At 72.0% G+C, this 21,268-nt stretch carries 20 protein-coding genes; 12 read left to right on the top strand and 8 right to left on the bottom strand.

The genetic code is table 11. From position 1 onward, the window contains the following. Positions 1 to 152: 152 nt before the first annotated feature. The 8 genes from BJ964_RS03245 (at position 153) to BJ964_RS03210 (ending at position 7,594) form a co-directional block, all read left to right on the top strand. Complete coding sequence (locus BJ964_RS03245) at positions 153 to 848, top strand: hypothetical protein (protein ID WP_188119279.1); 696 nt, start codon at positions 153 to 155, stop codon at positions 846 to 848. A gap of 30 nt (positions 849 to 878) precedes the next feature. Then, positions 879 to 1,652: a DUF4142 domain-containing protein gene (locus BJ964_RS03240; protein WP_188119278.1), complete on the top strand. Its 774-nt coding sequence runs from the start codon at positions 879 to 881 to the stop codon at positions 1,650 to 1,652. 38 nt (positions 1,653 to 1,690) lie between these two features. Further along, on the top strand, positions 1,691 to 2,947 hold the full coding sequence (locus BJ964_RS03235; RefSeq protein WP_188119277.1) for a Pecanex-like protein 1: 1,257 nt from the start codon (positions 1,691 to 1,693) through the stop codon (positions 2,945 to 2,947). Positions 2,948 to 3,149: 202 nt separating this feature from the next. Continuing rightward, entirely contained in the window at positions 3,150 to 4,118 is a 969-nt protein-coding gene (locus BJ964_RS03230) for a DNA-3-methyladenine glycosylase family protein (RefSeq protein WP_407650786.1), read from the top strand. 59 nt (positions 4,119 to 4,177) lie between these two features. Beyond that, the gene (locus tag BJ964_RS03225) at positions 4,178 to 5,461 is read left to right on the top strand and encodes a hemolysin family protein (RefSeq protein ID WP_188119275.1); all 1,284 of its coding nucleotides are present in this window, start codon (positions 4,178 to 4,180) and stop codon (positions 5,459 to 5,461) included. Positions 5,462 to 5,507: 46 nt separating this feature from the next. Next, on the top strand, positions 5,508 to 6,074 hold the full coding sequence (locus tag BJ964_RS03220) for a GAF domain-containing protein (RefSeq protein ID WP_188119274.1): 567 nt from the start codon (positions 5,508 to 5,510) through the stop codon (positions 6,072 to 6,074). A gap of 38 nt (positions 6,075 to 6,112) precedes the next feature. Beyond that, the gene (locus tag BJ964_RS03215; protein ID WP_188119273.1) at positions 6,113 to 7,048 is read left to right on the top strand and encodes a diacylglycerol/lipid kinase family protein; all 936 of its coding nucleotides are present in this window, start codon (positions 6,113 to 6,115) and stop codon (positions 7,046 to 7,048) included. A gap of 24 nt (positions 7,049 to 7,072) precedes the next feature. Continuing rightward, positions 7,073 to 7,594 (top strand): nucleotidyltransferase domain-containing protein, encoded by a 522-nt coding sequence (locus BJ964_RS03210; protein WP_188119272.1) that lies wholly within the window; start codon positions 7,073 to 7,075, stop codon positions 7,592 to 7,594. Here the strand turns inward: BJ964_RS03210 and BJ964_RS03205 are convergent. Further along, positions 7,591 to 8,694 carry an MBL fold metallo-hydrolase gene (locus BJ964_RS03205; RefSeq protein ID WP_188119271.1) on the bottom strand — a complete coding sequence of 368 codons (1,104 nt, stop codon included), beginning with the start codon at positions 8,692 to 8,694 and terminating at the stop codon, positions 7,591 to 7,593. The two genes, BJ964_RS03210 and BJ964_RS03205, sit on opposite strands and share 4 nt — an antisense overlap. A 149-nt stretch (positions 8,695 to 8,843) precedes the next feature. Between BJ964_RS03205 and BJ964_RS03200 the strand changes: the two genes are divergently transcribed. Together BJ964_RS03200 and BJ964_RS03195 are read left to right on the top strand one after the other, a co-directional pair. Beyond that, positions 8,844 to 9,365: an LURP-one-related/scramblase family protein gene (locus BJ964_RS03200; protein ID WP_223149819.1), complete on the top strand. Its 522-nt coding sequence runs from the start codon at positions 8,844 to 8,846 to the stop codon at positions 9,363 to 9,365. Between the two features lie 24 nt (positions 9,366 to 9,389). After that, positions 9,390 to 10,856 (top strand): deoxyguanosinetriphosphate triphosphohydrolase family protein, encoded by a 1,467-nt coding sequence (locus BJ964_RS03195; protein ID WP_188119269.1) that lies wholly within the window; start codon positions 9,390 to 9,392, stop codon positions 10,854 to 10,856. A gap of 443 nt (positions 10,857 to 11,299) precedes the next feature. Here BJ964_RS03195 and BJ964_RS03190 read toward each other — a convergent pair whose 3' ends face one another. The 6 genes from BJ964_RS03190 to BJ964_RS03165 form a co-directional block, all read right to left on the bottom strand. After that, positions 11,300 to 12,022: an SDR family oxidoreductase gene (locus tag BJ964_RS03190; protein ID WP_188119268.1), complete on the bottom strand. Its 723-nt coding sequence runs from the start codon at positions 12,020 to 12,022 to the stop codon at positions 11,300 to 11,302. An 11-nt stretch (positions 12,023 to 12,033) separates the two neighbouring features. Beyond that, positions 12,034 to 12,825, bottom strand: coding sequence for a helix-turn-helix domain-containing protein (locus BJ964_RS03185; RefSeq protein ID WP_188119267.1), 792 nt, complete (start codon positions 12,823 to 12,825; stop codon positions 12,034 to 12,036). After that, on the bottom strand, positions 12,822 to 14,468 hold the full coding sequence (locus BJ964_RS03180) for a GMC oxidoreductase (RefSeq protein ID WP_188119266.1): 1,647 nt from the start codon (positions 14,466 to 14,468) through the stop codon (positions 12,822 to 12,824). The genes BJ964_RS03185 and BJ964_RS03180 overlap by 4 nt, the downstream gene beginning before the upstream one ends. A 40-nt stretch (positions 14,469 to 14,508) precedes the next feature. Beyond that, positions 14,509 to 16,107, bottom strand: coding sequence for a phospholipid carrier-dependent glycosyltransferase (locus BJ964_RS03175; protein WP_188119265.1), 1,599 nt, complete (start codon positions 16,105 to 16,107; stop codon positions 14,509 to 14,511). An 82-nt stretch (positions 16,108 to 16,189) separates the two neighbouring features. Further along, entirely contained in the window at positions 16,190 to 17,080 is an 891-nt protein-coding gene (locus tag BJ964_RS03170) for a CDP-alcohol phosphatidyltransferase family protein (RefSeq protein ID WP_188119264.1), read from the bottom strand. Between the two features lie 156 nt (positions 17,081 to 17,236). Next, on the bottom strand, positions 17,237 to 18,241 hold the full coding sequence (locus tag BJ964_RS03165; protein WP_188119263.1) for a fatty acid desaturase family protein: 1,005 nt from the start codon (positions 18,239 to 18,241) through the stop codon (positions 17,237 to 17,239). A gap of 108 nt (positions 18,242 to 18,349) precedes the next feature. Here BJ964_RS03165 and BJ964_RS47735 point away from each other — a divergent pair, with 108 nt between their 5' ends. Both BJ964_RS47735 and BJ964_RS03155 read left to right on the top strand, forming a co-directional pair. After that, positions 18,350 to 19,636 carry a sensor histidine kinase gene (locus tag BJ964_RS47735; RefSeq protein WP_188119262.1) on the top strand — a complete coding sequence of 429 codons (1,287 nt, stop codon included), beginning with the start codon at positions 18,350 to 18,352 and terminating at the stop codon, positions 19,634 to 19,636. Further along, positions 19,588 to 20,226, top strand: coding sequence for a response regulator transcription factor (locus BJ964_RS03155; protein ID WP_188119261.1), 639 nt, complete (start codon positions 19,588 to 19,590; stop codon positions 20,224 to 20,226). The genes BJ964_RS47735 and BJ964_RS03155 overlap by 49 nt, the downstream gene beginning before the upstream one ends. Here the strand turns inward: BJ964_RS03155 and BJ964_RS03150 are convergent. Further along, positions 20,216 to 21,256 (bottom strand): sialidase family protein, encoded by a 1,041-nt coding sequence (locus tag BJ964_RS03150; RefSeq protein ID WP_229806549.1) that lies wholly within the window; start codon positions 21,254 to 21,256, stop codon positions 20,216 to 20,218. The genes BJ964_RS03155 and BJ964_RS03150 overlap by 11 nt on opposite strands. Between the last annotated feature and the right edge of the window lie 12 nt (positions 21,257 to 21,268).

Raw genomic sequence — 21,268 nt, 5'->3', positions numbered from 1 at the left:
GTACGGCCGGGCCGGAAGGTTCAACCGAAAAATCATTGATTTGATCCACCCGAATGTTCAACCGTCTTCGCACCCCCTCCGTACTACTGCCCGGAAATGGCATAGCCATGAATCAGCCGGGAGGGCTCGTGGTACCGGAGAAGCGAAAGTTGATGGTCGTCGGTGCGGCGCTGGCGGCGGTGATCACCCTGCCCGGTTGTGCCCCGGCCGGATTCGACGCGGGCGCCGCCGACTACGGGAACGCGGCAGAGCCGGCCTCCAATGACGTCCAGGCCTCGCCGGGCGCCACCGGTGAACCGGTCGCCGCGGGCGACCCCACCGCCGAGGCGACCGCGCCGGCCGACCCGGCCGGCGGTGGCGAGGCGAACACCCCGGAGATCAGCGAAGAGGTGGCCACCACCGAACTGAACGCGACGAAGGTGGCCCGGATGGGCACCACCGTTCAGGACGAGGACGGCTTCGTGCTCTACCGCTTCGACAAGGACTCCGACGACCCGGCGAAGTCGAACTGCAACGGCGACTGCGCCAAGATCTGGCCGCCGGCCTACACCACCGACGGGGAGCCCACTCTCAAGGGCGTCGACAAGTCCCTGGTCGGGACGGTCACCCGGGCCGACGGCACCAAGCAGCTCACCCTCAAGGGCTGGCCGCTCTACCGCTACATCGGCGACAAGAAGCCCGGTCAGTGGAAGGGCCAGAACGTCAGTGGCACCTGGTTCGTCATCACGCCCACCGGCACCAAGAACCTGACCTGCCTGCCGGCCGTGTCGAAGCCGGTCGCTCCGCCGTCCGACGACACCTCCGGCGAGGCCGGTAGTGGCGAGGCCGGCGGCGACTACAGCTACTGATCCGGCAGACACGAGGCATTGGAGGACATGATGAGGACCCGCCGTAGCCCCCGATGGCTGGTCGGCACCCTGGCCCTATCCCTGGCGTTCATGATGGCGCCGGCCGGGGTGGCTCACGCCGCGGAGCCGATTCCGGTTCCGCAGACCTCAGGCCTGCCCAACAAGGGCACCGGCACGCTCGCCGCGGCTGACCGCGACTTCGTGATCAAGGTTCGGCTGGCCGGCCTCTGGGAGATCCCGGCCGGCAACATGGCCGTGGAGAAGTCGAACAACGCGGCGGTCAAGAAGATCGGCCAGTCGATCGCGGCGCAGCACGTCGCGCTGGACAGCCTGGACCGCACCGCGGCCAAGAAGCTCGGGATCAGCCTGCCCAACCAGCCGAACGGCGACCAGCAGGGCTGGCTGAACGAGATGCGCACGGCGGCGACGCCGGAGCAGTTCGACCAGATCTTCATCGACCGGCTCCGCGCCGCGCACGGCAAGATCTTCCCGGCGATCGCCACGATCCGGGCCACCACGCGCAACGACACGGTCCGCGCGCTGGCACAGCAGACGAACCAGTTCGTCGCGACGCACATGACCCTGCTGGAGAGCAGCGGGATCGTCGACTACGCGGCGCTGCCCACAGCGCCCGCGCCGGCCGCCGCGGGACAGGGTCCTGTCCCGATCGACAACCAGATGCTGGTCGCGGCGAACAACGGGGAGAGCATCCCCGGCCTCAGCAACACCGTAATCCTGTTGGTCCTCGCTGCCGCGCTGGTGGTCGGGGTCGTAACGACCATGCGCATCTTCCGCGCGCGGTAAGTCGAAATCGCCCACGGCGACGAAGAAAGGTGTCACCCATGCGAAGGTCCAAGTACCGCCGCGCCAATTCCCCGACTTGGTTCAGCGGTCGGCGCCGCATCGCGGTCATCGGCGCTGCGGCGGTGGCGGCGTTCGGCGGCGTAGTGACCGTCACCCAGATCTCCAACGCGGCCACCGAGGACACGGTCACCGACCGGGCCCTGGCGGCGTGTGACGATCTGCAGGCGCCGAAGTCCTCGCGGCTCTCCACCCAGACCCGGCGAGGCACGTACACCACGAACAACGGCCAGGTCACGCAGCACCCGGACGACGGTGCCGGTGACGTGGCGACGACCGCGGACGTGCAGAACCGCTGCCGTGAGTGGGTGCTGAACAACGTCGCCTCCGAGACCGAGGCCACCACCCTCCGGCGCAACCGGGGCAACAACAACGGTGGCGGCCGCGGCAACAACAACGGTGGCAACAACAACGGCGGCCAGAACGGCGGCAACAACAACGGTGGTGGCGCCGCACCGAGCGCCAGCGCCGCGGCGCCCACCGACGCGGCCACCAGCGCGCCCGCCGACGGAGCCACCAGCGCTCCCGCCGACGGAGCCACCAGCGCGCCCGCCGACCAGGGCGGCGACCAGAACCAGGGCGGTGGCGACCAGAACCAGGGTGGCGACCAGAACCAGGGCGGAAACAACGGCGGCGACCAGGGTGGGGACCAGCCGGCTCCCGCTCCCACCGCCACCACCCCGCCGCCCGGCGCCGGCCTCGGCATCCTGACCAACAGCTGCGACACCTCCGATCTGGAGGACCACGACGGCTTCCAGCGCGGCAACCGCTGCGTCTCGACCGAGTTCGGTGAGGTCGGCGCCGCCGCGAACAACCCGACGCTGCTCATCACGGGCGCGCCCCGGCAGGTCAACCGGAACACCCCGTTCACCCTCCAGGTGAGCACCCGGAACCTGATCCGTGACCGGTTCCTCGCGGCCGGCCAGGGTGGTTACTACGTGGAGTCCAGCGTGCTCCAGAACGGCCTGGTCCGCGGTCACTTCCACACCGCGTGCCGGATCCTGGACAGCCAGAACCAGGCGCCCGCCCCGGACCCGGTCCCGGCGTTCTTCGTCGCGACCGAGGACCGGCAGGGTGGCGCTCAGCCGGACACCGTCGCCATCCAGGTGCCGGGTCTGCCCCAGGCGGGCACCTTCCAGTGCTCCTCGTGGGCCGGTGACGGTTCGCACCGTATCCCGATGATGGAGCGCGCCAACCAGACGCCGGCCTTCGACTCGGTCAAGATCCGGGTTCGCTGACCGACGGCAAAGACCGCGGACGCCGCTGCCGCTGTCGCCGGACCGAACCGGACCGAGGTCTCCCACCCTGGTCCGGGCCCCCCTCGGTCCGGCGACCGTCCTTCCCCCTGCCGGACGAGAACGCGGCGGGCCACCCGGCCACCACCGGGTTCGGCGCCGCAGAGAGTGACCGGACATTCTCGGGCGTCCGGTCACCACACCGATGGCCCTGACCCCGGAGCACGGTCAGGGCCATCGGTCTGCCCGGACAAAGTGTCATAGTGGCGCGGTGGAAGTCGTCCGCCGCCTGCGGCCACCCGAGCGTTACGCCTTCGCGGTCTCGGTGCGGCCACTGCTGGTCCCGAAGCACGATCCCTGCGGGCGGCTCGGCGACGACGGTCTCTGGCTCGCCATGCGTACCCCGGCCGGGCCCGCCTCGCTGCACCTGGCCCGCGCCGCCGGGGACCTGATCGCCACCGGTCACGGGCCGGGCGCCGAGTGGGCCGCCGACCGGGCCGACGCGATCGCCGGCCTCCGCGACGATCCGGGCGATCTGCCCACGCTCGCCGCGCGGCATCCGCTGGTCGCCCGGCTGGCCAAAACCTTTTCCGGGGTACGCCTGCCGGCCACCGGACAGGTTTTCCCGCGACTGCTCCGTGCCGTCCTCGAACAGAAGGTCACCGGCAAGGAGGCGCACCGGTCGTACCGTGCGGTCTGCCGGCATTTCGGTGAGCCGGCGCCGGGCCCGGCCGGTCTGCTGCTGCCACCCGATCCGGCCGCCGTGGCGGCCACCGCCTACTGGGAGTTCCATCCGTTCGGCGTCGAGCAGCGCCGCACCGAGACCCTGCTGCGGGCCGCGCGGGTCGCGGACCGGCTGGAGCGCTGCGCCGACGCGGCCGAGGCGACCACCCGGATGACCGCGCTGCCCGGGATCGGCCCGTGGACCGCCGCCGAGACGGTGCGGTACGCCTACGGCGACCCGGACGCGGTGAGCGTCGGTGACTTCCACATCCCCAACACGGTGGCCTGGGCGCTGGCCGGGGAGCCGCGCGGCACCGACGCCCGGATGCTGGAGCTGCTCGAACCGTTCCGTGGCCACCGGGGCCGGGTCTGTGACCTGCTCGCCCTGGGTGGCATCCAGGCGCCGAAGTTCGGTCCCCGGATGCCGCTGCGGTCGTTCGCGCGGTTCTGATCCGCCACCCTCCGCTACGGTGTTCACCGAATGTGCGTTTTGTCCCGGAGGGTGGCTTGATGGGTGGCGTCGGTGTGCCGATCCTCCTGGTGCTTCTGCTGATCCTGGTCAACGCGGTGCTCACCGGCAGCGAGATGGCCCTCATCTCGCTGCGGGAGGGCCAGGTCCAGCGCCTGGAGCGGGAGTCCCGCCCCGGGCGGGTGCTGGCCCGGCTCACCCGCGACGCCAACCGCTTCCTGGTCACCATCCAGATCGGCATCACCCTGGCCGGCTTCCTGGCCTCCGCCGTGGTCGCCCTCTACCTGTCGAAGCCGCTGGCCGGCCAGCTCGGCTTCGCCGGCACCGCGGCCGAGCCGATGGCCACCTTCCTGACCACCGTGGTGCTCACCTTCGTCACGCTGGTGCTGGGCGAACTGGCGCCGAAGCGGATCGCCATGCAGCGGGCCGAGAGCTGGGCGCTGGTGGTGGCCCGGCCGCTCGACCAGCTGTCGAACTTCTCCCGCCCGGCCGTCTGGCTGCTCGGGAGGGCCACCGACGGGGTGGTGCGCCTGGCCGGCGTCGACCCGCACGCCCGGCGTGACGAGGTCACCGCCGAGGAGATCCGTGAGCTGGTCGCCGCCCAGCAGGAGATCTCCGCCGAGCAGCGGACCATCATCACCGGCGCCTTCGAGATCGCCGACCGGATCATGCGGGAGATCCTGGTGCCCCGCCGTGACGTGCTGACCCTGCCCAGCGGGCGGCCGGCCGCCGAGGCGCTGCGCACCCTGATCGACAGTGGGCACTCCCGCGCGCCGGTGATCGGCAAGGCGGGGCTGGACGACGTGATCGGCGTGGTGCATCTGCGGGACCTGGTCGGCGCCGACGGCCCGGTCGACGACGTGGCCCGGCCGCCGCTGTTCCTGCCGGAGACGCTGCGGGTCTCCGACGCGCTCATGCAGTTGCGGGCGGAACGGCAGCCGCTCGCCCTGATCGTCGACGAGCGCGGCGCCATCGACGGCATCGTCACCATCGAGGACCTGGTCGAGGAGATCGTCGGGGAGATCTACGACGAGACGGACCGGGACGTCGCCTCGACCGTACGGGAGCCGGACGGCGCCCTGCTGATGCCCGGCTCGTTCCCCATCCACGACCTGCCCGACGTCGGGTTCCGGGGCAATCCGCCGGAGGAGGGCGACTACACCACGATCGCCGGGATGGTGCTGGCCGCGCTCGGGCACATCCCCACCGAACCGGGGGAGGTGGTGACCCTGCCCGAGTTCACCGCCGAGGTGACCGAGGTGACCGGCCGGGCCATCACCCGGGTCCGGGTCCGCGCCCTGGCCGAGTCCATCGACGCCGACTGACCTGGTGTGCGACGGGTCACCGCGCGCGGCAATAGGCTTCGATGCCATGACAGAGTCGTCGAACGCCTACGAGTACCTGGACAACGTCGACCCGCGGGAGCAGGCCCGGCTCGCGGCGGTGCGCCGCTACCGGCTGGTGGACCAGCCGGTCGAGGACGCGTACGACCGGATCGCCTTCGTGGCCGGCGCCCTCTTCGGCACGCCGATCGCCACCGTGTCCCTGGTCGAGCAGGACCGGGTGTGGCTGGCCGCCTGCCAGGGCCTGACCGGCGTCCGGGAGATCGGCAAGGAGCCCGGCCTGTGCGCCTCGGTGATCGCGCAGGACGACGTGTACGTGATCAACAACGCCGCCGTGGACCCGCGCACCCTGGAGCATCCCCTGGTCCGCGGTGAGCTGGGCCTGCGCTTCTACGCCGCCGCACCGATCCGCACCCACGACGGCTACCGCCTCGGCACCGTCAACGTGATCGACAGCGTGCCCCGGGAGGCGAACCCGCGGCAGCTCACCGCCCTCCAGCACCTGGCCTCGATCGTCGCCGACGAACTGGAGCTGCGGCTCATGGTGATCCGCAGCGCGGCCGCCGAACAACGCATGCGGGAGACCGTGAACTGATCGGATTGGATTCCCACCGGACCGGGTACGGCGGCGTCATGCGCACCCCTCGCACGATCGCCGTCGTCGCCCACCAGCGGAAGAGCCTCGGTGGTGGGCTCGACGAGCTGCGCCGCCTGCTCACCGGCCGCGGCGTCGAGAAGCTGATCTGGCATGAGGTCCCGAAGAGCCGGAAGGCGCCGAAACGGGTCCGTGAGGTGATCCGGGACGGCGCCGACCTGCTCGTCGTCTGGGGCGGCGACGGCATGGTCCAGCGCACCCTGGACGTACTGGCCCGGGAGAAGGGCGGCGGCCGGATCCCGGTCGCGATCATGCCGGCCGGCACCGGCAACCTGCTGGCCGGCAACCTCGGCATCCCGGAGGACCTGGAGAAGGCCGTCGAGATCGCCTTCACCGGCGGGCACCGGCGGCTCGACCTGGGCCGGATCCACGGCGAGCACTTCGCCGTGATGGCCGGCGTCGGCTTCGACGGCGCCATGATCAAGGACGCCGACGGCGGGCTGAAGGACCGGCTCGGCAAACTGTCGTACGTCTGGACCGGCCTGCGCCACGTCAACGGCGAGGCCCCGCGCGTGAAGATCACAGTGGACGGCGCCGGCTGGTTCGACGACGAGGCCAGCTGCGTCCTGATCGGCAACGTGGGCACCATCACCGGCGGCATCCGGGCCTTCGACGACGCGTCCCCGGACGACGGCTGGCTCGACGTCGGAGTTGCCACCGCCCAGAACGCCCTCCAGTGGGCCCGCGCGCTCGGCACCATGGCGGTCACCCGGTCCGACCACTCACCGTTCGTCCGGATGACCCGCGCCCGCCGGGTCGACGTCGAACTCGGCTCCAAACTGGAGTACGAACTCGACGGCGGCGCCCGGACCAGGACGAAGAAGTTCTCCGCCAAGGTGGTCCCGTCCGCGGTCCGGGTCTGCGTCCCGGCCGAAAGGCCTATGGCAGGGGACGCCACCGCTGCGATTACCTGAGCCTCTCGGACAGCGGGAGGACGGATGGCGGGGCGGCACATCGCGGCGGCCGGGGACGTCACCGCGATCCTCGACGCACTCGAAGCGCACCGGGTCGAGGTCTGCCTCAGCGGTGGCTGGGCGGTCGACGCGCTGCTCGGCGAACAGACCCGGGAACACTCCGACCTCGACCTGTGGGCCCCGGCGGCGCACCTGGAGTGGCTGTTCCGGGCGCTGGCCGGCCGCGGCGTCGACCGCATCTTCCCCGGGCCCGGCGACCGCCCGTGGAACTTCGTCCTGCACGACGGCGCCCGGCTCCGCGTCGACCTGCACCTGTACGAACGGCTCCCGGACGGGCGGCTGCACTACGGCTCGCCCGTCGACGGGGTGACCTTCCCGGCCGTGGCGCTGAACGGGCAGGGCGTGATCGACGGGCAGCCGGTGCGCTGCGAGGCCCCGGAGTGGGCGGTCCGCTGGCACACCGGCTACCCGCCCCGGGCCGCCGACCGGCACGACGTGCCGCTGCTCTGTGACCGCTTCGGCATCGCCCTGCCGGACAGCTTCTAGGCGATCTGCTGCCACCAGCCGTCGACCGGCGGCGGGTTGTCGACGTCCACCCGCTCGCCCGGGCGCGGGACGGCCAGCCGCACGCCGCGGGCCTTGGCCTCGCTCCAGACCCGGTCGGCCGGCTCCGCCCAGTCGTGCAGCGCCAGGTTGAAGGTGGCCCAGTGCACCGGGATGAGCAGGCCGCCGTCCACGTCCACATGGGTGGCGACGCCGTCCTCCGGGGTCATGTGGATGTCCGGCCAGGCGTCCCCGTACGCCCCCACCTGCACCAGCGTCGCGTCGAACGGGCCGTGCTCGGCGCCGATCGCGGCGAAGCCGGGAAAGTAGCCGGTGTCGCCGGAGTAGAACACCTTCCGGGTCGGGCCGGCGATCACCCAGCTCGCCCAGAGCGTCTCGTCGCGGCCCAGGCCACGGCCGGAGAAGTGCCGGGCCGGCGTCGCGGTGAACTCCACCCCGGCGACCGTGGCCCGCTCGTCCCAGTCCAGCTCCACGATGCGGGTGGGCGGGACGCCCCAGCGCTCCAGGTGCGCGCCCACCCCGAGCGGCACCAGGAAGCGGGCGGCCTGGAGGTCCACCAGCGTCTGCACGGTGGCCATGTCGAGGTGGTCGTAGTGGTCGTGGGAGATCACCACGGCGTCGATCGGCGGCAGCTCCCGCAGCGCGATCGGCGGCTCGTGCAGGCGGCGCGGGCCGGCCAGCCGGGACGGGGAGCAGCGCTCGCTCCACACCGGGTCGAGCAGCACCCGCCGGCCCTCGATCTCGATCAGTGCGGAGGAGTGTCCGTACCAGGTGATGTGCAGACCCTGGGCGTCGCCGCCGGGCGGCGGGGTGAGCACCGGGACCGGCTGATGCGGACGCCGCGCGTCGCGGCCGGTCAGCGCCTCGGCGGCCAGCCGCGGCATCGACGCGGCGGTCACCTCGGAGGCCGGCAGGGTGTTGCGGAACTTTCCACCGGAGAACTGCGGCGACGCCAGGACCCGGGCCAGCCGGGCGCCCCGCGCCCGGGCGCCGAGCTGCGCCGGAATGTCACGGGCGGCCCACACCGCCGCGGCGCCCAGCGCCAGAGCCATCACGGTACGGGTACGCCTTCGCTTCGCCATGTGACCCAGTCTGACCTGCCCAGGTCGGCGACTGCCACCGCCACCCTCAGCCTCCACTCAGTAAGTGACGGGTATGACACACTGCCGCGGTGACGCTCGATACCCTTCAAGCGCAGCAGCACCTGATCGTGCGCCAGCGCATCCGTCTCATGGTCAACCAGTACGAGGTCCACTCCGTCGACCCGGCCACCGGTGAGGAGGCGGGAATCCTCGCCTTCGCCCAGCAGAAGCGGCTGGCGTTCAAGGAGCAGGTGACCCTCTACACCGACGACACCAAGCAGACCCCACTGCTCGGTTTCAAGGCCCGCCAGGTCATCGACCTCGGTGCCACCTACGATGTCACCGACGTGAACGGGCAGCCCATCGGCTTGTTCCGGAAGAGCTTCGCGGCCTCGCTGTTCCGGTCCACCTGGGTCCTCGAACAGCCCGGCTACGGCGAGATCACCGGCCAGGAGCGCAACCAGTGGGTGGCGATCCTGCGGCGGTTCGTGGACTCGCTGTCGTGGCTGCCCTACCACTTCGACTTCACCATCCAGGGCCGGCCGGCCTTCTCGGTGGTGCGCAAGTGGGGGCTGCGGGACACGTACCAGGTCAGCATCCACGACCCGTCCCTGGACCGCCGTCTCGTGGTCGCCATGGCCGTCGCTCTGGACGCCCTCCAGTCCCGCTGAGACCCTCCCGGTAAGTTTTCGGGCATGGATGATCCGCGTGCCCAGCGCCTCTTCGGTGACCGCCTGGTCGCCCCCGGTGACCTGGCGTCGAATCCCTTCCGGGTGGACCGGGACCGGATCGTCAGTTCGCCCTTCCTGGCCCGTCTTGCCGAGGTCACCCAGGTGATCAGCCCCGGCGGGGCGGGCCTGCTGGTGCACAACCGGCTCACCCACAGCCTCAAGGTGGCACAGGTGGGCCGGGCCATCGCCGACCGGCTGCGGGCCGCCGCCCCGGATCTCGCCGAGAAACTGGGCGGCTGTGACCCGGACGTGGTCGAGGCGGCGGCCCTCGCCCACGACCTCGGGCACCCGCCGTTCGGGCATCTCGGCGAGCGGGTGCTGGACCGGCTGGCCCGGCACCGGCTCGGGCTGCCGGACGGATTCGAGGGCAACGCCCAGTCGTACCGGATCGTGACCAGCACCGAGATCCGCGGCCAGGCGACGATCGGGCTCAACCTGACCAACGCGGTCCGCGCGGCGATCCTCAAATACCCGTGGACCCGGCGCACCCACCCGGACCCGCACCCGCGGTTCATGGACCCGCCGCCGCGCGGTGCCGCCGCGCCGCCCGACGACCCGGACGGCGGCTCCCTCAAGTTCGGCGCCTACTCCACCGAGATCGCCGACGTGCGGGCGGCCCGGGCGCCGTTCGCCGGACGGGTCGCCGACTGGCAGCAGACCGTCGAGGCGTCCGTCATGGACACCGCCGACGACATCGCGTACGCCATCCACGACCTGGAGGACGTGCACCGCCTCGGCGTGCTCCAGCAGGGACTGGTCGCCACTGAGCTGATGACCTGGCAGCGCTGGGGCAAGGAGACCGACCTGAACCGGGCCGGCGGCGCCATCGAGTCACTGCGCCGCCAGCTGCACCGCAAGGACGGCTGGATCGCCGACGACGACGCCTTCGCCGGGGCCGTCGAACTGGTCCGCGCCGAACTCGTCGACGGCCTCCTGGCCCGGCCCTTCGACGGCTCCCTGGAGGCCGAGGCCCGGGTCGCCGCCTTCTCCGCCAACTGGACCCGCCGCCTCGTCGAATCCGCCGAGCTGATCGAACAGCCGGCCGTCCGCAGCGGCCACGTCCAACTGGCCCGCGCCCAGTGGCACGAGGTGCAGATCCTCAAGTTCGTCCAGAACCGCTTCGTCCTCGAACGCCCCGACCTGGCCCTGCACCAGCGTGGTCAAGGCCGGCTGCTGTCCTCCCTGGTGGAGGCCCTGCTCGCCTGGCTCACCGACCCCGACGAGGAACAGCGCCTGCCGCCCCGCCTGCGCGACCTGGTCGAACTGGCCGAGGCCGAACTCCCGGCCGGCACCCCGAACCGCCTCACCCAGGCCCGCGGCCGTGCCGTCATCGACTTCGTGGCCGGCCTCACCGACAGCCAGGCCATCGGGCTACTCGAGGCACTCTCCGGCCGCTCCCGCCAACTGTGGACCGACGCCCCGGTGCTGTAACACTGGCTCCGCGGCTGTGCCTGATTGCTCCGCTTCGCTCCGCGGCAAAACGCCTTGTAACCGGTGTCGAGGCAGGTGATTTCCCGCCGCCAGCAAAACCCGCTGGCGTCGGCAAATCAGCTGCCTCGACACCGGCGGCGTTTTGCGGGGGAGGTTGAGTGTGCCGCTGTCCAGGTCGGCGTGACTGTTTTGTGGCTGGGGCTGTTGAGGTGCGTTTGTGGGAGCGCTGGGTGCCGGCTGGACCACCGAGCTCAGCCCGGCGGGCGCGGCACGGGCTTGACCCGGCAATCGATCGCGTGGAGCCGGCGGGACAGGGTGGATTCTTCGGGGGCGGCGGACGCCGTACCGAAAATGGGTGAAAGGTCGGTATTGCCCGCCCGCTCGGCCAGGCCGTCTTGGATCGGGCAGCCGGTGGGGTGGCAGAGGGTGAGTGGGCCGGGAGGTCAGATCAGCAGGCCGCCGGTGGCTCGGAGGTTCTGGCCGGTCAGCCAGGCGGCGTCGGGGCCGGCCAGGAAGGCGACGACGGCGGCTATGTCGGTGGGTTGGCCCAGGCGCTGGAGTGCGGTGAGGGCGGCCGTCCGAGCGAGGGACTCCGGGGTGTTGGTGGCCTGGAGCATGTCGGTGTCGGTGGCGCCGGGTGAGACGGTGTTGACCGTGATGGCGCGGGGGCCGAGTTCGCGGGCGGCTACGGCGGTGATCTGTTCGAGGGCGGCCTTGCTCGCGCAGTAGAGGGCGAGGCCGGGTGCGGGGACGGCGGTGTTCAGGGTGGAGAGGTTGATGATCCGGCCGCCGTCGGGGAGCAGCGGGATCGCGGCCCGGATGGCCAGCAGCGGAAACTTCGTGTTGATCGTCAGGACCCGGTCGAAGTCCTCCGGGGTGAGGTCGGCGATCGGGCGGCTCAGGGTGATGGCGGCGTTGTTCACCAGGATGTCCAGGCCGTCCTGGAGCGGCTCGAAGACGGCCGGGAGGGTGTTCGGGTCGGCCTGATCACATGGGACGGCGACCGCCCCGATCTCGCCGGCCAGTGCGTCGGCGGCGTCCTTCGACGAACGGTAGGTGAAGACGACCCGGGCGCCGTCCGCGGCCAGGCGCCGGGCGACGGCGCGGCCGATGCCGCGGGAGCCGCCGGTGACGAGGGCCGTCTTTCCGGTGAGTGGAGGCGTCATGCCCTGGCACGCTATGCGGAGACGGCCGCCCGGTCTTGAACGAATGCGCGCAGCGACCCGGGGGTGAGGCCGGCCAGCGCCCGCATGTCGCGGGTGAGGTGCGGCTGGTCGGCGTAGCCGGCATCGGCGGCCGCCCGGGACAGGGGCGCACCGGCCGCGACCAGGCCGACGGCCCGCTGGAACCGGGCGATCCGGGCGACCGTGCCGGGGGAGAGGCCGAGCGCCCGCTGAAACGCGACCTCCAGGTGGCGGCGGCCCACCCCGAGACCGGCTGCCACGGCACCTACCCGGGCCCGGCCGGTACCCCGCTGCAACCGCCACCACGCGGCCGTGACCAGCGGATCCTCCGGCAGGTTCGGGTCCAGCCGGGCGGTCAGCCAGGTGTCCAGGCGGCGGAACCGGGCGGCCCAGGTCGGTGCGCCGGCGAGGTGTTCGGCGAGTGCGGCGTCGGCGCGGCCGAGCACGTCGGCGAGCGGTACGGCCCGCCCGGCCAGTTCCCGGGGCGGGATGCCGCCGAGCAGCGCGGACATGCCGGCCGGGGTGAGGCCCACGGTGACGCCGCGCCGCCAGCGGTCCGGCCCGCCGAGTCCCGGTGCGGACCGTGGGCCGGTCGCCACCCGGCACTCCCCGGTCAGGTCGACGACCAGGACGGGCACGTTGATCGGGAGAAGGCGGTGGGCGACCGGGGTGGTGGTGGAGAAGGCGCTGTACGCCAGCACGTGCCGCCGCAGCCGGGGATCCGGCCGGCCGGCCGCGGTCCGGCAGGGTGCCGGGCCCGGTGCGGCCGGTATCGAGTGGATCATCGGGGGCGGGGGATCAGGCGGAGGGCCGTGGGGGCGTGGGCCGGGACCGCGGGGGAGTGCGGCGGGATCGGGTCGACGCGGCGGTAGGTGTCGCCGAGGGCCGGTCGCTGGTCGGGTTCGCCCTTGTTGGGCCAGAGGGCGGTGGCCCGTTCGGCCAGGGCGGTGATCGTGAGGGACGGGTTCACGCCCAGGTTCGCCGGGACCGTGGAGCCGTCGATCACGTGCAGGCCGGGATGCCCGTAGACCCGGTGGTAGGCGTCCACCACCCCGGTCTCCGCCGACTCGCCGATGGTGGCGCCGCCGAGGATGTGCGCGGTGAGCGGGATGTTGACCACGTCGCCGAGGGTGCCGCCGGGATAGCCGCCGATCCGGTCGGCGATGCGCCGGACCGCCTCGTGGCCGACCGGGATCCAGACCGGGTTGGCCCTACCGTGCCCGAGGGTGGTGGTCAGCCGCCCGAACCGGGTGCGCCGGACCGTCAGCGAGTTGTCCAGGGTCTGCATGACCAGGGCGATGATGGTGCGTTCGCTCCACCGGCGGACCGACAGGGAGTGGCCGAAGACGACCGGATGCCGCACTGCCTGCCACAGGAAGCGGAGCGGGCGCGGCACCCGGCCGCCGCCGTCCACCAGGATCGTCGACAGCAGGCCCATGGCGTTGCTGCGCGGGCCGTACCGGACCGGCTCGATGTGGGTGTCGGCGTCCGGGTGGAACGACGAGGTGATCGCGATGCCCTCGGAGAACGGCCGTTCCGGTACGTCCTTGGTGGCCGCGCCGAGCAGGGCCTCCGAGTTGGTGCGGGTGAGCCGGCCGAGCCGGCCGGAGAGCCCGGGCAGCACGCCGGAGTCCTTCATGGCGTGCAGCAGCCGCTGGGTGCCGAGCGCGCCCGCCGAGAGGATCACCTGGCCGGCCGTGAAGGCGCCGGTCCGGGTCTCCACCCGCCAGCCGTCGCCGTCCGGGCGCAGCGCGGTGACCTCGGTGTCCGGGTGCACCACGGCCCCGGCGCGCTCGGCCAGGTAGAGGTAGTTGACGTCCAGCCGGTTCTTGGCGCCGACGGTGCAGCCGATCATGCAGTTGCCGCACTCGACGCAACCGGTGCGGTCCGGGCCGGCGCCACCGAAGTACGGGTCCGGCACGGTCTTCCCCGGCTCGCCGAAGAACACCCCGACCGGGGTACGCCGGAACGTGTGGCCCACCCCCATGTCCTCGGCGACCTGCTGGATCACCACGTCCGAGGCGGTCATGCTGGGCTGCTCGGTGACGCCCAGCATCCGGGACGCCTGGTCGTAGAAGGGGTCGAGCTCGGCGGCCCAGTCGGTGATCCCGGCCCAGTGCGGGTCGGCGAAGAACGGCGCGGGTGGCCGGTAGAGGGTGTTGGCGTAGACCAGCGATCCGCCGCCGACCCCGGCCGCGGACAGCACCATGATGTCCTTGAGCAGGGTGATCCGCTGCATGCCGCGCAGTCCGAGTCGCGGGGCCCAGAGGAAGTTGCGCAGGTCCCAGGAGGTCTTGGGCAGGGTGTCGCGGGTGAACCGGCGGCCGGCCTCGAGCACGCCGACCCGGTAGCCCTTCTCCGCCAGCCGCAGTGCGCTGACGCTGCCACCGAAGCCGCTGCCGACGATCACGATGTCGTAGTGCGTCATCGTGTCACCTAAGCATTACCGGCCGGTAACCCTCAATATCTCAGCGCCGGTAGATACGGATCGAGTGGCCGACGTTCCCGATCTCGGTGCTGCTCTCGATCCAGCTCTTCAGCCGGGGCCCGGCGAGCGCCACCCGGGAGTCGGAGACCACGAGCAGCCCGCGTACCTGGTCGTCGGGGACGGTGTACGGGTCACGCGCCTCGATCCCGTAGTACCCCGGCACACCCGAGCCCTTGTAGACGAGCCACACCTGCTCGCCCGGGTGGTCGGTGCGCAGCCGCTGCCCGAGCCGGGCGAGGTCCTGCCCCCAGTCCACGTTGGCGTCGTGCAGGTTCAGGTGGGTCCGGTCGGTCCCGCCGAACGCCTCGTTCGAGTAGGGCAGGTAGTAGGGGAACGTCAGCAGCGAGCTGACCGCGACGGAGAGCACCAGCAGCCCCGTGGTGATCCGCGCCCACCTGAGGCGGATCAGCGCGACCGTAGCGGCGGCCACGGCCAGGAACATGGGCAGGAAGATCGAGTAGCGGGTGCCGTAGTTCCGTTCCCCGGTCATGCCGACCGCCACCAGCAGCGCGGAGACCGGCAGCACGTAGAGCGCGGCGGCCCGCAGCCGCGGCATCACGACCATGGTGACCGCGCCGGCCAGCCAGAGCGCCAGCATCCCGAGCGGCGTCTTGATCATGATCGCGGCCGGCAGGTAGTACCACGGCGATCCCTTGTAGGCCTCACCCAGCAGGAACCCGTTGAACGACCGGTTCTCGAACTTGAACTGGATCAGCATCCCGTCCTGGTAGGCCTGCGGGAACGGCAGCAGGCCCACGGCCAGCCGTTTCAGCTCGTGGATCTGGTCCAGGCCGGCCGGGGTGGTCCAGCGCAGCCGCGGGTCCACCATCAGGTAGGTGATCCACACCATGGCCACCGCGATCACTCCGGCGCCCAGCGCCGCTCCCGCGGCGATCAACAGACGGCGCCCGCGCTGATCGGTCCGGTTGCGCCAGGTCGACAGTCCGGCCAGGAGCACCAGCAACGGTACGGCGGGGAGCACGCTCATCCTGGTCGCCATCGCCGCGCCGAGAGCGGCCCCGGCCAGGGGCACGTAGAGCGCCGGCCGGGTGCGGGCGCGCCAGGCCAGCCAGAAGGCGGTCAGCAGCATCCCGGCGGCGGGCAAGTCCAGGGTGGCCAGCGAGCCGTGCGCGATCACGTCGGGGGAGAAGCTGTAGAGGGCCAGGGCGATCAGCCCGGCGAGCGGCCCGGCCAGGTCCCGTGCGAAGGCCAGCACCACCAGCCCGAAGAGCAGGGTGAGCAGGATGACCGGCAGGCGGGCCAGGAGCATCAGCTGGAACGGGTTGTTGCCGGTCTCGTACAGCAGGTGCCGGCCCAGCCGGGTCTGGTTGCCCGGGTAGGCCGGGTCCAGCTCGGCCCCGGCCAGCGCCGTCCCGGCCGCGATGATCAGCTTGCCGAGCGGCGGATGCTCCGGGTTGTAGCGCAGGCTGTGCTGCTGCCGGTACACCTCGGCGGTGGCCACGTAGACCGGCTCGTCGATGGTCGGCGACTGCTGGATCGCGGTGGTGACCATGGCGAACGCCATCTGCCCCAGCATCGCCAGAACCGCCAGGAGATAGAGCAGGCGGCGTCGTGGCATCGGGCCAATCTAGCCGGACCGCCGGGCGGAACGAGCGCACCCCCGGCGGACCGGCCGCCGGGGGTGCGTCACCACGTGGGTGTCAGACCGTGGAAGGGACGCGCTGGTCCTCGTCCCGGCCCGCCTCGAACTCCTCGTAGGCGGCCTGGGCGGCGGCCAGCTTCGCGGGGAACTGCTGGCAGGCGCGGAACAGCTTGAAGATCAGGAACGCCTCGAAGGCGAGCAGGCCGGCGCCGATCGCGATGGTGACCGGGAAGATCAGGCCGGTGATCGGGCCGATGATGAAGACCGTCATCTCGTACTCGATGCCGCTGATCAGGTGGGTGCGGATCCGGTTGCGGCGCAGCGTGGCGCCGATCCGGTTCTTCAGCGAGCCGCCGCCGGTGGGGGCCGGGGCGGGCTCCGGCATCTCGTCGACCGGCTCGGCCATCGCGGCGGCCGGCTCGGCCTGCACCCGCACCGGCTCGAGGTACGCGGTGAGCTGGTCCTTCATGCTCTTGCGGACCTTGGTCATCTGAGCGCTGTTCAGGTAACGGAACAGGTCCAGGAAGATCGCCACGGACATCAGCCAGAGGTACGCGACGTCGTCGGTCCTGGCGTACTGACCGCCGAAGAGGCAGAGGGCGATGATGAAGACCCGGACCCGGTCGAGGACGAAGTCGAGCCACTGCCCGAACATCGTCCCGGTGCCGTTCAGCCGCGCGATCTTGCCGTCCATGCAGTCGACCACGAAGCTGATGTGGAACAGGATCCCACCGGCGACGAGGTACCACCGCTCACCGACGGCGAAACAGGCGGCCGCGCCGAAGCCGAAGATCGACGCGACGAGGGTCAGAATGTTGGGCGTGATCCACCGGTACGGCGCCACCAGACGCACCAGTCGCGACGCCAGGGGGTCGACCAGAAGCACGGTCCACCACGCGTCGACCGGTTTGTAGGTCCGTTCCCGGATCTCCTGCAAGGTCACCTTCACCCGCGGCACTTTATCCCTTAATCCCATGAAAACGCTATGTACCCCGTCGGTTCACCAAGGTCACTACCAGCGGTAACGTCCATCGCGGCGGGGGGTAGCCGAATTCTGCTCAGTTATTACGAACCGGTGTCGATTCCGGACACGCACCCGCAGACTCTACGCCCGGCCGCCGCGCAACTCCGCGCCGACATCGTGCAGGTGCCGCAGGGCCTGCCGGTAGGACTCCAGCAGTCCGGTCATCTCGTACGGCACCCCGATCTCGGCGCAGTAGTCGCGCACGATCGGCTGGGCCGCCCGCAGGTTCGGCATCGGCATGGCCGGGAACAGGTGGTGCTCGATCTGGTAGTTCAGCCCGCCCAGCACCACGTCCACGAACCGCCCACCACGTACGTTCCGCGAGGTCAGGACCTGCTTGCGGAGATAGTCCTCGGTGCCGTCCGGATGCGGCATGCCCTTGTGGTTGGGGGCGAAGGTGAGCCCCAGGTAAACGCCGAACAGCGCCTGGTGCACCACCAGGAAGGCCAGCGCCTGCAGCGGGGACAGCACGATCAGGAGCGCGGCGGCGTACCCGATGAAGTGGAGCCCGAGCAGCACGGACTCCAGGCCGCGCCGCTTGACCGACCCGGTACGCAGCGCGCGGACGCTGTCCCGCTTGAGCGACATCCCGAGCAGGGTGAGCAGCGGGAAGAAGAACCAGGCCTGATACCGGACCAGGAAGCCCTTGCCGCGGGCGTGCTCCACCGACCAGACCAGCGCGGCCGGGCTGACGTCCGGGTCGAGGTCGTCGTGGTTCGGGTTGGCGTGGTGCTTGGTGTGCTTGTCCATCCAGTAGCCGTAGGACATGCCGATCGCCAGGTTCCCGGCGATCAGCCCGGCGCGGGCGCTCGGCGCGTTGGTGCGGAACACCTGCCGGTGCGCCAGGTCGTGCGCCACCAGACCCACCTGGGTGAAGACGACGGCCAGGAAGACGGCCACCGCCAGCGTCCACCACGAGGCGCCGACCAGGGCGAACGCGGTCCAGCCGCCGAGGTAGGCGAGGGCCACCAGGCTCAGGCGTACGGCGTAGTGGCCGGGCCGGCGGCGTAGCAGGCCGGCGGCGTTGATCCGGCGGTTGAGTTCGGCGAAGTCGCTGCCGGACCGTGTCTCGGCTGTCGTCGTCATGCATACAGATAACCAACGTGGCACCACCGGGTCAGGAGTGTCAGCCCCCAGTGGCCCGGTAGGGCTGGCACTACCGACATCCTGGCGGCGGACGGCCAGGATGGGGGCATGGACTCGCGTGACTGGATCCGCGACGGCCTGCACGCCGTAGCGGGCGCGGCGCTGGCCGTCCCCCTGGCCATCGTCAACATCCCGCTCCTCGTGCTCTTCGTGGTGTCGCTCGCGCTGACCCCGGTGCTCGGGCTCGGGCTGGTGCTGCTGCCGCTGGTGACCATGCTGATCCGGGCGCGTGCCGACCTGGCCCGGCGCCTGGCGGCCGGCTACCGGGTGGCGATCGCCCGCCCGTACCGGCCGCGCCCGGAGCGGGCGGTGCCGGGCGGCATCCGGCACTACCGGTGGCTGGTCACCGACCCGGCCACCTGGCGGGACGCGGCGTGGCTGCTGCCCGGTGCGATCGCCGGGCTGGCCCTCGCGCTGGTGTCCCTGGGCATCGTCGCCTACGGGGCGGAGGGCATCCTGCTCATCCCGCTCTGGGTGTCGCTCGGGGTGGACGGCTACGGCTACGGCGTGATCTGGCCGATCGACACCATCGGCGAGGGCTTCCTGTCCCTGCCGCAGGGCGCGGCGATCCTGGCCATCGGCGTGGCGGCGGCGCCCCACCTGCGGCAGGCGGAGGCGTACACGGCCCGGCTCTTCCTGGCCCCGACCCGCGCCGCCGAACTGCGCCTGCGGGTCAGCCAGCTCACCGTCACCCGGGCCGACACGGTCGACGCGCAGGCCGCCGAACTGCGCCGGATCGAACGGGACCTGCACGACGGGGCCCAGGCCCGGCTGGTGTCGCTGGGCATGACCATCGGGCTCGCCGAGGAGATCATCGACGCCGACCCGGCCACCGCCCGCAAACTGCTCGCCGAGGCCCGGGAGAACAGCACGACCGCCCTGCACGAGCTGCGCCACCTGGTCCGCGGCATCCATCCGCCGGTGCTCGCCGAGCGCGGCCTGGAGGGTGCGGTGCGGGCGCTGGCCATGGCCCTGCCGATCCCGGCCACGGTCACCGCGGCGCTGCCCGGCCGGCTGGACACGCCGGTCGAGTCGGCCGCCTACTTCGCGGTCGCCGAGGCGCTGGCCAACGCGACCCGGCACTCCGGCGCCGGCAACGCGGCCGTGGAACTCTGGCATACCGGGGACCTGCTGCTCCTGCGGGTCAGCGACGACGGGCGGGGCGGGGCCGACCCGGACCGCGGAACCGGGCTGCGGGGGATCGAACGCAGACTCGCCGCCTTCGATGGCACGATGAGCCTGTCCAGCCCGCTGGGCGGACCGACCGTCGTGACCATGGAGCTGCCGTGCGCGTTGTCATCGCCGAGGACCTCGCCCTCCTCCGGGACGGTCTGACCCGGCTTCTGCGGGCGTACGACTTCGAGGTGGTGGCCGCCGTCGAGGACGGGCCGTCCCTGCTGCCCGCCCTCGTCGAGCACCGGCCGGACGTGGCCGTCATCGACGTCCGGCTGCCACCGACCTTCACCGACGAGGGCCTCCAGGCGGCCATCGCGGCCCGGACCACGGTCCCCGGCCTGCCGGTGCTCGTCCTCTCCCAGCACGTCGAGCCGCTCTACGCCCGGGAACTGCTCACCGACCGGCGGGGCGGGGTCGGCTACCTGCTCAAGGACCGGGTGGCGAACGTGGCCCAGTTCATCGACGGGGTGCGCCGGGTGGCGTCCGGCGGCACCGTGATGGACCCCGAGGTGGTCGGCCAGCTCCTGGCCCGGCACCAGCCGCCGCTGGCCGCCCTGACCGTCCGCGAGCGGGAGGTGCTCGGGCTGATGGCCGAGGGGCGTTCCAACGGGGCGATCGCCGCCAAGCTCTTCATCGGCGACAAGGCGGTCAGCAAGCACATCAACAGCATCTTCACGAAGCTGGGACTGCCGCCGTCGGACGACGACCACCGCCGGGTGCTCGCCGTCCTGGCCTATCTCAACGGCTGAGCCTCGCCACCCGCCCCTTCTCTCCGGAGGCCCAGCAGGAGCCGTCCGGGGCGCAGACCACCGCGTCGAAGCTGCCGGTGTCGAACCGTCGCCAGGTGACCCCGCCGTCGTAGGAGATCTCGCTGCCGGTCGGCCCGACGGCCAGCGCGGTCCGGCCCCGGCCCGTCCAGGCCACCCCGGACCGGTACTCGCCGGGCACCGTGCGGGAGACGGTCCAGCGCCGGCCGCCGTCCCGGGTGACCGCCGAGCCGTCCGGCGCCGCCGTGGGCGCCGCGTAGTCGCCGCCGACCGCGAGGCCGTGCCACGGGTCCCGGAACGCCAGCGAGTAGATCCCGGCGCTCGGGCCGCTGGGCACCGGTGAGTCGCTGACCGTCCAGCTCCGGCCGCCGTCGCGGGAGGCGAACACCCGGGCGGTGGCGTCGCCGCCGGTGGCGAACCAGGCGTGCCCGCCGGCCGAGACCAGGCAGGTGCCGCTGGCCGCGAAGGCGAACTCGCCGGGCAGCGCGTCCGGCATGCCGTCGGTGGGACGGACCTGCCAGGTACGGCCGCCGTCGGAGGTGGCCAGGATCCGGAACCTCCCGCCGACCGGGTCGGACAGGGCCAGGCCGTGCCGCCGGTCCAGGAAGGTCATGCAGTCGTAGAAGGCGGCCGGATCGTCGTTGCGGAACGTCTCGGTCCAGGTGACGCCGGCGTCCGAGGTCGCGTAGATCCGGGAGTCCGCGCCGTTGCCGATGGTGAGGGCGACCGCGTGCCGGGCGTCGGCCGCCTCGATGTCGCGGAACTGGAGCGCGGCGGCCTCGGGCGGCCCGACCGAGGCCCAGGTACGGCCGCCGTCGACGGTGCGCAGCACGGTTCCGGCGGAGCCGGCCGCCCACGCGACCTTCCCGCTGACCGGGGCCAGACCACGGAACCGGGCGGTGACCCCGGTGTCGGTGAGCTGCCAGGAGGGCCCGCGGTCCGGGGTGAATCCGAAACCGCCGAGCATGACGAGAGCGAGCGCTGCTATGGACAGTTTTCGATGCGGCGTCATGTCCGCCGAACC

The organism is Actinoplanes lobatus, from assembly GCF_014205215.1.
GTDB lineage: Bacteria > Actinomycetota > Actinomycetes > Mycobacteriales > Micromonosporaceae > Actinoplanes > Actinoplanes lobatus.
Note: the sequence above shows the minus strand (reverse complement) of the source record. Positions and strands in the feature narration are given on the sequence as shown.

Excerpts from the sequence above, each read along its gene's own strand:
- BJ964_RS03225 (WP_188119275.1), top strand. The coding sequence starts at position 4,178 with ATGGGTGGCGTCGGTGTGCCGATCCTCCTGGTGCTTCTGCTGATCCTG.
- BJ964_RS03235 (WP_188119277.1), top strand. The coding sequence starts at position 1,691 with ATGCGAAGGTCCAAGTACCGCCGCGCCAATTCCCCGACTTGGTTCAGC.
- BJ964_RS47735 (WP_188119262.1), top strand. The coding sequence starts at position 18,350 with ATGGACTCGCGTGACTGGATCCGCGACGGCCTGCACGCCGTAGCGGGC.
- BJ964_RS03190 (WP_188119268.1), bottom strand. The coding sequence starts at position 12,022 with ATGACGCCTCCACTCACCGGAAAGACGGCCCTCGTCACCGGCGGCTCC.
- BJ964_RS03165 (WP_188119263.1), bottom strand. The coding sequence starts at position 18,241 with ATGACGACGACAGCCGAGACACGGTCCGGCAGCGACTTCGCCGAACTC.
- BJ964_RS03240 (WP_188119278.1), top strand. The coding sequence starts at position 879 with ATGAGGACCCGCCGTAGCCCCCGATGGCTGGTCGGCACCCTGGCCCTA.
- BJ964_RS03185 (WP_188119267.1), bottom strand. The coding sequence starts at position 12,825 with ATGATCCACTCGATACCGGCCGCACCGGGCCCGGCACCCTGCCGGACC.
- BJ964_RS03175 (WP_188119265.1), bottom strand. The coding sequence starts at position 16,107 with ATGCCACGACGCCGCCTGCTCTATCTCCTGGCGGTTCTGGCGATGCTG.
- BJ964_RS03245 (WP_188119279.1), top strand. The coding sequence starts at position 153 with ATGGTCGTCGGTGCGGCGCTGGCGGCGGTGATCACCCTGCCCGGTTGT.
- BJ964_RS03220 (WP_188119274.1), top strand. The coding sequence starts at position 5,508 with ATGACAGAGTCGTCGAACGCCTACGAGTACCTGGACAACGTCGACCCG.
- BJ964_RS03215 (WP_188119273.1), top strand. The coding sequence starts at position 6,113 with ATGCGCACCCCTCGCACGATCGCCGTCGTCGCCCACCAGCGGAAGAGC.
- BJ964_RS03150 (WP_229806549.1), bottom strand. The coding sequence starts at position 21,256 with ATGACGCCGCATCGAAAACTGTCCATAGCAGCGCTCGCTCTCGTCATG.
- BJ964_RS03200 (WP_223149819.1), top strand. The coding sequence starts at position 8,844 with ATGGTCAACCAGTACGAGGTCCACTCCGTCGACCCGGCCACCGGTGAG.
- BJ964_RS03195 (WP_188119269.1), top strand. The coding sequence starts at position 9,390 with ATGGATGATCCGCGTGCCCAGCGCCTCTTCGGTGACCGCCTGGTCGCC.
- BJ964_RS03210 (WP_188119272.1), top strand. The coding sequence starts at position 7,073 with ATGGCGGGGCGGCACATCGCGGCGGCCGGGGACGTCACCGCGATCCTC.
- BJ964_RS03205 (WP_188119271.1), bottom strand. The coding sequence starts at position 8,694 with ATGGCGAAGCGAAGGCGTACCCGTACCGTGATGGCTCTGGCGCTGGGC.
- BJ964_RS03230 (WP_407650786.1), top strand. The coding sequence starts at position 3,150 with ATGGCCCTGACCCCGGAGCACGGTCAGGGCCATCGGTCTGCCCGGACA.
- BJ964_RS03180 (WP_188119266.1), bottom strand. The coding sequence starts at position 14,468 with ATGACGCACTACGACATCGTGATCGTCGGCAGCGGCTTCGGTGGCAGC.